6 protein-coding genes are annotated in these 8,525 nt (G+C 64.4%); all 6 read left to right on the plus strand.

The genetic code is table 11. The features are described 5' to 3' along the window. The first annotated feature begins 100 nt into the window (after positions 1-100). The 6 genes from ACLEJU_RS27200 (at position 101) to ACLEJU_RS27225 (ending at position 8,466) form a co-directional block, all read left to right on the plus strand. Positions 101-1,264: an efflux RND transporter periplasmic adaptor subunit gene (locus tag ACLEJU_RS27200; RefSeq protein WP_435425550.1), complete on the plus strand. Its 1,164-nt coding sequence runs from the start codon at positions 101-103 to the stop codon at positions 1,262-1,264. Continuing rightward, a complete protein-coding gene (locus ACLEJU_RS27205; RefSeq protein WP_435425549.1) occupies positions 1,261-4,353 on the plus strand; it encodes a multidrug efflux RND transporter permease subunit in 3,093 nt (1,030 codons plus the stop codon). Before ACLEJU_RS27200 ends, ACLEJU_RS27205 begins: the two co-directional genes overlap by 4 nt. 9 nt (positions 4,354-4,362) lie before the next feature. Then, positions 4,363-5,037 (plus strand): heavy metal response regulator transcription factor, encoded by a 675-nt coding sequence (locus tag ACLEJU_RS27210; RefSeq protein WP_435425548.1) that lies wholly within the window; start codon positions 4,363-4,365, stop codon positions 5,035-5,037. Further along, positions 5,012-6,415 (plus strand): heavy metal sensor histidine kinase, encoded by a 1,404-nt coding sequence (locus ACLEJU_RS27215; protein ID WP_435425547.1) that lies wholly within the window; start codon positions 5,012-5,014, stop codon positions 6,413-6,415. The genes ACLEJU_RS27210 and ACLEJU_RS27215 overlap by 26 nt, the downstream gene beginning before the upstream one ends. 289 nt (positions 6,416-6,704) lie before the next feature. Continuing rightward, complete coding sequence (locus tag ACLEJU_RS27220) at positions 6,705-6,926, plus strand: hypothetical protein (protein WP_435425546.1); 222 nt, start codon at positions 6,705-6,707, stop codon at positions 6,924-6,926. Positions 6,927-7,131: 205 nt separating this feature from the next. Beyond that, positions 7,132-8,466, plus strand: coding sequence for an OprD family porin (locus tag ACLEJU_RS27225; RefSeq protein WP_435425545.1), 1,335 nt, complete (start codon positions 7,132-7,134; stop codon positions 8,464-8,466). Positions 8,467-8,525: the final 59 nt, after the last annotated feature.

Below are 8,525 nucleotides of genomic sequence, written 5' to 3' on the forward strand. Positions count from 1 at the left end.
ACCGCTGTCAGCCAGCTGTCACGCTGCCGACCCGGTCACAGCGCTATAAACTCCAATACATATCTCCGTTTCCCACCCCTTGGCCAAGGTGCCCGCGCCGATGCGACGTCCTTCCCGTTCTGTTCTTCTCGCCGCGTTGGCGCTGCTCGCTCTGGTGGCCCTGGGTGTCTGGTATGGCCAGCGACAGCAAGCCTCCGCGCCGCGCACGCAATCGGCGATCCCGGTGCGCGTGGTCAGCGTCGCCCAGCAGGACGTACCGCGCTACGCCAGCGCCATTGGCTCGGTGCTGTCGCTGCACAGCGTCGAAGTGCGGCCACAGGTCGAGGGGGTGCTGACCCAGGTGCTGGTCAAGGAAGGCCAGTGGGTGAAGGAAGGCGACCTGCTCGCCACCCTGGATGACCGCGCAATCCGCGCCACGCTCGACCAGGCCCGTGCCCAGCTCGGCCAGAGCCAGGCGCAGATCCAGGTAGCTGGCGTCGACCTCAAGCGCTACCGCCTGCTCAGCACCGACGATGGCGTGTCCAAGCAGACCCTCGACCAGCAGCAGGCGCTGGTCAACCAGCTGCAGGCCACGGTCAAGGGCAACCAGGCGGCCATCGCCAATGCCGAGGTGCAGCTGTCGTACACGCAGATCCGCTCTCCGGTGACCGGGCGTGTCGGCATCCGCAATGTCGACCCCGGCAACCTGGTGCGCACCACGGATACCCAAGGCCTGTTCAGCGTCACCCAGATCGACCCGATTGCCGTCGAGTTTGCCCTGCCGCAACAGATGCTGCCGACCCTGCAAGCCCTGCTCAAGGTGCCAACCCCGGCGCTGGTGGAGGCCTACATGGACGCCGACGGCGAACGCAACCTGCTCGGCGAAGGCCACCTGGCGCTGATCGACAACCAGATCTCGGCCAATACCGGCACGGTGCGGGTCAAGGCCGAATTCGACAACAAGGACGGCCGCCTGTGGCCGGGGCAACTGGTCACCATCCGCCTGCGCACGGCAGTCGAGGAGAACGCCCTGGTGGTGCCGCCGCCGGTGGTGCAGCGCGGCGTCGACGGGCACTTCGTCTACCGCCTGGACGGAGACAAAGTCACCGCCGTTCCGGTCAAGGTGGTGTACCAGGACAGCAGCCTGAACATCATCGCCGGGGTCAAGCCGGGCGAGCGCCTGGTGCTCGACGGCCAGTCACGGCTCAAGCCCGGCTCGCGGGTCGAGGTCACCCCGGACGCACCGCCGCCGGCGGAAATGGCTGACCGCAGGAGCCAGCCATGAATACCCGCAACGGTGTTTCGGCCTGGTGCATCGACCACCCGATCGCCACCCTGCTACTGACCTTCGCCCTGGTGCTGCTCGGCGCCATCGCCTTCCCGCGGCTACCGGTGGCACCGCTGCCCGAAGCGGACTTCCCGACCATCCAGGTCACCACCCAGCTGCCCGGTGCCAGCCCGGAAACCATGGCGTCTTCGGTGGCCACACCGCTGGAGGTGCAGTTCAGTGCCATCCCCGGCATGACCCAGATGACCAGCAGCAGTGCGCTGGGCTCGACCACGCTGATCCTGCAGTTCACCCTCGACAAGAACATCGACACCGCCGCCCAGGAAGTCCAGGCGGCGATCAACACCGCCACCGCCCGCCTGCCCCAGGACCTGCCCAACCCGCCGACCTGGCGCAAGGTCAACCCGGCTGACAGCCCGGTGCTGGTGCTCACCGTCAGCTCCGCGCAAATGCCCGGCAATGACCTCAGCGACTACGCCGAAACCCTGCTGGCGCGCCAGCTCAGCCAGATCGAAGGGGTCGGCCTGATCAACATCACCGGCCAGCTGCGCCCGGCCATTCGCGTGCAGGCCCAGCCGGAAAAACTCGCCGCCATCGGCCTGACCCTGGCCGATGTGCGCCAGGCCATTCAGCAGACCAGCCTGAACCTGGCCAAGGGCGCGCTGTACGGTGAACACAGCGTCTCGACCATCGCCGCCAACGACCAGTTGTTCCACCCCGAGGACTACGCCCAGCTGATCGTCTCGTACCGCAACGGCGCGCCGGTGCACCTCAAGGACGTGGCCAAGGTCATCAAAGGCGCCGAAAACGCCTACGTCAAAGCCTGGTCCGGCGACCAGCCGGGGCTCAACCTGGTGGTGTTCCGCCAGCCTGGGGCAAACATCGTCGACACCGTCGACCGGGTGATGGCGGCCCTGCCCAAGCTGCAGGAAATGCTACCCGCGTCGATCGAAGTGTCGGTGCTGCAGGACCGCACCCAGACCATTCGCGCCTCCTTGCACGAAGTCGAGCTGACCTTGATGATCGCCGTGGCCCTGGTGATCGGGGTGATGGCGCTGTTCCTGCGCCAATGGTCGGCAACGATGGTGGTGTCCAGCGTGCTCGGCGTGTCGCTAATCGCCAGTTGCGCGCTGATGTATGTCATGGGATTCAGCCTCAACAACCTGACATTGGTGGCCATCGTCATCTCGGTGGGCTTCGTGGTGGACGACGCCATCGTCGTGGTGGAGAACATCCACCGTCACCTGGAGGCCGGTGACGATAGCCGCACGGCGGCGCTCAAGGGCGCGGGCGAGATCGGTTTCACCGTGGTGTCGATCAGCTTTTCGCTGATCGCCGCGTTCATCCCACTGCTGTTCATGGGCGGTGTGGTCGGCCGGCTGTTCAAGGAATTCGCCCTGACCGCCACCTCCACCATCCTCATTTCGGTGGTGGTGTCGCTGACCCTGGCGCCAACCCTGTGCGCACTGTTCATGCGCCGACCACCCGGCGAGCACCACGGTGGCTTCGGCGAGCGGCTGGTGAAGTGGTACGAGAAAGGCCTGAACCACGCCCTCGCCCACCAGCGCCTGACCTTGGGTGTATTCGGCGTGACCCTGGCCCTGGCCGTGGTCGGTTATGTCGGCATCCCCAAGGGCTTCTTCCCGCTGCAGGACACCGGTTTCATCCTCGGCACCACCGAGGCGGCGGCGGACGTATCGTACCCGTCGATGGTCGAGAAGCATCTGGCGCTGGCAAAGATCATCGGCGACGACCCGGCAGTGCAGGCCTACTCCCATTCGGTAGGGGTCACCGGCAGCAACCAGACCATTGCAAATGGCCGCTTCTGGATCGCCCTCAAGCCGCGTGGCGAGCGTGATGTGTCGGCCAGCGAGCTGATCGACCGGCTGCGGCCAAAGCTTGCCCAGGTGCCGGGCATCGTCCTGTACATGCGGGCCGGCCAGGACATCAACCTCAGCTCCGGCCCCTCGCGTACCCAGTACCAGTACGTACTCAAGAGCAACGACGGCGTGGCGCTGAACCTGTGGACCCAGCGCCTGACCGACCGCCTGCGGGAAAACCCGGTGTTCCGCGACCTGTCCAACGACTTGCAATTGGGCGCCAGCGTCACCCGCATCGACATCGACCGCCAGGCCGCGGCGCGCTTCGGCCTGACCACCACCGACGTCGACCAGGCGCTGTACGATGCCTTCGGTCAGCGCCAGATCAGCGAGTTTCAGACCGAGACCAATCAGTACAAGGTGATCCTCGAACTGGACGCGAAGCAGCGCGGCAAGGCCGAGAGCCTGAACTTCTTCTACCTGCGCTCGCCGCTGACCAACGAGATGGTGCCACTGTCGGCCCTGGCGCATGTCGCGCCGCCGAGCACCGGCCCGCTGTCGATCAGCCACGACGGCCTGTTCCCGGCGGCCAACCTGTCGTTCAACCTGGCACCCGGCGTGGCCTTGGGCGATGCGGTGAAGATCCTTGAGCGTACCCAGCGCGAACTCGGTATGCCCGACTCGATCAGCGGCAACTTCCAGGGCGCGGCCCAGGCGTTCCAGAGTTCGTTGTCGAGCCAGCCGTGGCTGATCCTCGCCGCGCTGGTAGCGGTGTATATCATCCTCGGGGTGCTCTACGAGAGTTTCGTCCACCCACTGACCATCATTTCCACCCTGCCCTCGGCCGGCCTGGGTGCGTTGATATTGCTCTGGGCGATGGGGCAGGACTTCAGCATCATGGGCCTGATCGGCGTGGTGCTGCTGATCGGTATCGTCAAGAAGAACGGGATCCTGCTCATCGACTTCGCCCTGGAAGCCCAGCGCCACCACGGCATGACGCCCGAGCAGGCGATTCACCAGGCGTGCCTGACGCGCTTCCGGCCGATCATCATGACCACCCTTGCCGCCCTGCTCGGCGCGGTGCCGCTGATGTTCGGCTTCGGCGCCGGCGCCGAGCTGCGCCAGCCGCTGGGCATCGCGGTGGTTGGCGGGTTGTTGGTGAGCCAGGCGCTGACGCTGTTCACCACCCCGGTCATATACTTGGCCCTGGAGCGCCTGTTCCACCGCCGCCAGGCCGCCCGTGCGGCGGCACCAAGTGCCAGCTAGGACAAGACCATGCGTGTGCTGATCATCGAAGACGAAGAAAAAACCGCCGACTACCTGCGCCGCGGCCTGACCGAGCAGGGCTTTACCGTCGACCTTGCACGGGACGGCATCGATGGCCTGCACCTGGCCCTGGAAGGCGACTACGCGGTGATCGTGCTCGATGTGATGCTGCCGGGCCTGGACGGCTACGGCGTGCTGCGCGCACTTCGCGCGCGCAAGCAGACGCCGGTGATCATGCTCACCGCCCGCGAGCGCGTCGAAGACCGCATACACGGCCTGCGCGAAGGCGCTGACGATTACCTGGGCAAGCCGTTCTCGTTCCTCGAACTGGTCGCCCGGCTGCAGGCCCTGACCCGCCGCAGCAGTACTCACGAGCCGTTGCAGATCCAGGTCGGCGACCTGTGGATCGACCTGATGGCGCGCAAGGCCAGCCGCGCCGGCCAGCGCCTGGAGCTGACCGCCAAGGAGTTCTCGCTGCTCAGCGTGCTGGCCCGGCGCCAGGGCGAAATACTCTCCAAGACCGCCATCGCCGAGCTGGTCTGGGACATCAACTTCGACAGCGACGCCAATGTCGTCGAAGTGGCCATCAAGCGCCTGCGTGCCAAGCTCGACGGGCCGTTCGACAACAAGCTGCTGCACACCATCCGAGGCATGGGCTATGTCCTGGAAAACCGCGCCGCTTAACTCCATCGCCCTACGCCTTTCGGCACTGTTCATCCTGGTGGCGCTGGGGGTGTTCGTGCTGATCGGCTCGGCGCTGTACCGCCAGGTCGACCGCAGCCTCGACCTGTTGCCGGCAGCCGAGCTGGATGCGCGCTTCAGCGTGCTGGAGTCCACCCTCAACCGTTTCGGCACACCAGAGCACTGGGCCAAGATCAACAACAAGCTCAACCTGCTCAGCGAAGAAGACAAGCGCATCCGCTTCTGGGTCGTCAGCAGCAACCCGGCCTACGAGTATGGCCAGCCCAGCGAGCTGGTCCGCGCCTTCGCCGAGGGCCCGCAAGGCATGCGTGACCTGCACCTGCCCGACCGCCTCTACCCGTACAAGGTGCTGGTCAGCGAACTGCCGGCCCTGGGCGAGCGCCCGCCGCTGCGTTTTCTGATCGGCATCGACACGGAAACCTTCTGGCAAGCCCAGCATAGCCTGCTGGTGGCCATTGTCGGCCTGGCCGTGCTCGGTGTACTGCTGGCCTCGGTGCTGGGTTACTGGGTGGCACGCATCGGCCTGCGGCCGTTGCTGGCACTGTCCAACGAGGCCCAGGCCCTGGCACCGCCGCGCCTGGATGGCCGCTTGCAGACGCAAAACCTGGCACCCGAACTGGCGCAGTTCGCCGGTGCCTTCAATGCCGCGCTGGACCGGGTCAGCCAAGCCTATTCGCGGCTGGAAGCCTTCAACGCCGATGTCGCCCACGAACTGCGCTCACCGCTGACCAACCTGATCGGCCAGACCCAGGTCGCCCTCACCCGCGGGCGCAGCGCCGAGCACTACTTCGAAGTGCTGCAGTCGAACCTGGAAGAACTGGAGCGCCTGCGCAGCATCATCAACGACATGCTGTTCCTCGCCAGCGCCGACCAGGGCAGCAAGGCGACCGCCCTGACCCAGGCCTCGCTGGCCGAAGAAGTGGCCACCACCCTCGATTACCTGGACTACATCCTCGAAGACGCCCAGGTCAGCGTTACCGTCAGCGGTGACGCCCAGGCGCCCATCGAAAAGGCCCAGTTGCGCCGGGCGTTGATCAACCTGCTGAACAACGCCGTGCAGCACACGGCGCCGAATCAGGTCATTCGCGTGCACATAGAGGCGGGGCCGGAACAGGTCTGCATTGCTGTCAGCAACCCAGGGCCGGCCATCGACGATGCGCACCTGCCTTTGCTGTTCGAGCGGTTCTACCGGGTGGATGCGGCGCGCAGCAACAGTGGCGGCGGTAACCATGGGCTGGGTTTGGCGATCGTCAAGGCGATTGCGTTGATGCATGGTGGGGAGGTTTTTGTGCGCAGCGCGGCCGGCGCCAATACCTTCGGCATGTGCTTACCGGTTCTGAAGCCTGCGCAATCGGTGTAGGAGCGGCCTTGTGTCGCGATAGGGCTGCGCAGCAGCCCCGGCAATCTAAGCCATGGCAAAGAATGTGGGGCCGCTTCGCGCCCCTTTCGCGACACAAGGCCGCTCCTACAAAAAAGCGTGCAAGCTTTCTAGTACGGTAGTTTGCGGCCAAGGTCCAATTGCTTTCCCCGCGATCATTACTTTTTGCGCAACAGTGCTTATCGCCAAAGACGCTGTTTCCAGGGCATTAAAGGGACTAACTTTACCCCCGTCCTCATAGCACTTGCCCCGCAAGAAGGTAGTTTCAATCATGTCCAACAGTATGGGTATTGCCAGCGTTTTCGTTCTGTCGTCCCTGTTGTTGTCGCCCCTGGCCATGGCCGAAGAATCCCCGGCTTTCGTTGCTCGCACTGCAGAACTTGCCGCTGTTCACCAAGACTCCCGCGAAGCCCTGGCACACAAGGCCGACGCCGTCAAAGACGCAGAACAGACAGCTTCGAAAGTCTCCAGCGACGCCAATGCCGATAGCTGATCGCGCGTCGCACCCGCTCCCGTTTTCCCTTGGCTACGCCATGGGCACCGTTGGTGCCGATATGTTAGCCTTTTAAAGCCGCTGCCGATCAGCGGCTTTTTTTATGTGCTCTAACTATCAGCCCCGCCGTAACGTACACCTATAAAAAGACGCACATTCAAAAAATAAAAACTGCCCCACCGCCAGACCAAAGGAGCTAGTACCGGTGCCTTCCGCGTTTCGTTTTACCCCGCTGTTCATTGCGTTGACTGCAACGATCCCTTTCGCCGCCCAGGCAGATGAAGACAAGGCTGATGGCTTCATCGAAGGTTCGTCCTTCAACCTGCATTTCCGTAACGCCTACTTCAACCGCGACAACCACAATGCCGGCGTGCGCGACACCCGCGAGTGGGGCCAGGGCGCAGTCGCCCGTTTCGAGTCCGGCTACACCCCGGGCGTGGTCGGCTTCGGCCTCGATGCCCATGCCATGCTGGGCCTGAAGCTCGACGGCGGTGGCGGCCATGCCGGCACCAGCATTCTGCCCGAGCACATCAAGGACAACGGTGAGCTGGGCGCCGCCCCGCACTCGTTCTCCACGGCCGGTGCAGCGGTCAAGCTCAAGGCCTTCGACACCGAGTTGAAAGCCGGTGACCTGTTCATCACCAACCCGGTGATCGCAGGCGGTGAAACTCGCATGCTGCCGCAGACCTTCCGCGGTGTGAGCCTGACCAACCACAGCGTCGACGGCCTGCTGCTCGAAGGCGGCCAGGTCAGCTTCACCCACCCGTACAACCAGAGCGGCCACCGTCGTATCGACACCTACTACGGCTCGCTGGATGAGCACGACAAGAGCAAGCACCTGAACTGGGCGGGCGCGTCGTGGAGCGGTACCGAGAACATCACCACCAACCTGTACGCGGCCGAGCTGAAGGACATCTGGAACCAGTACTACGCCGACTTCGACTACACCTACGTGGTCAACGACCTGGTCAGCCTCAACCCGGGCGTGCACTTCTATCACACCCAGGACACCGGCCAGGCGCTGCTGGGCAAGATCGACAACAACACCTACAGCCTGCACTTCACGGTCAACGCCGGTTACCACAGCGTCACCGCCGCCTACCAGCGGGTCAACGGCAACACGCCGTTCGACTACATCAACCTGGGCGACAGCGTGTACCTGGACAATTCGCGCATGTACTCGGACTTCAACGCCCCGAACGAGCGCTCTTGGAAGCTGCAGTACGACTACAACTTCGCCGGTATGGGCATCCCAGGCTTGAGCACGTCGCTGTCGTACTCGCGGGGTGAGGCGGACCTGACCAAGGCCACCCAGGACACCAGCCACTACGACTACTACCGCGCCGATGGCAAGAACGCCATGCACTGGGAGCGGGACCTGGACGTGAAGTATGTGTTCCAGGAAGGCGACCTGAAGGATCTGGCGGTGCAGCTGCGCTATGCCACCCACCGTGGCAGCCAGGGCTATGCCTCGATCGACAGCAACAGCGACAACGATGAAGTGCGGGTGATCGTCGATTACCCACTGAACATCTTCTGATCTGAGACCGCTGGCGAGGGCTTTGCCCTCCTTTAGCCGGCAAGCGCGGCTCCCACAGG

Source organism: Pseudomonas sp. SMN11 (genome assembly GCF_052041945.1).
Lineage (GTDB): Bacteria > Pseudomonadota > Gammaproteobacteria > Pseudomonadales > Pseudomonadaceae > Aquipseudomonas.

Coding starts and splice junctions, on each gene's coding strand:
- ACLEJU_RS27200 (WP_435425550.1), top strand. CDS start 101: ATGCGACGTCCTTCCCGTTCTGTTCTTCTCGCCGCGTTGGCGCTGCTC.
- ACLEJU_RS27205 (WP_435425549.1), top strand. CDS start 1,261: ATGAATACCCGCAACGGTGTTTCGGCCTGGTGCATCGACCACCCGATC.
- ACLEJU_RS27210 (WP_435425548.1), top strand. CDS start 4,363: ATGCGTGTGCTGATCATCGAAGACGAAGAAAAAACCGCCGACTACCTG.
- ACLEJU_RS27215 (WP_435425547.1), top strand. CDS start 5,012: ATGTCCTGGAAAACCGCGCCGCTTAACTCCATCGCCCTACGCCTTTCG.
- ACLEJU_RS27220 (WP_435425546.1), top strand. CDS start 6,705: ATGTCCAACAGTATGGGTATTGCCAGCGTTTTCGTTCTGTCGTCCCTG.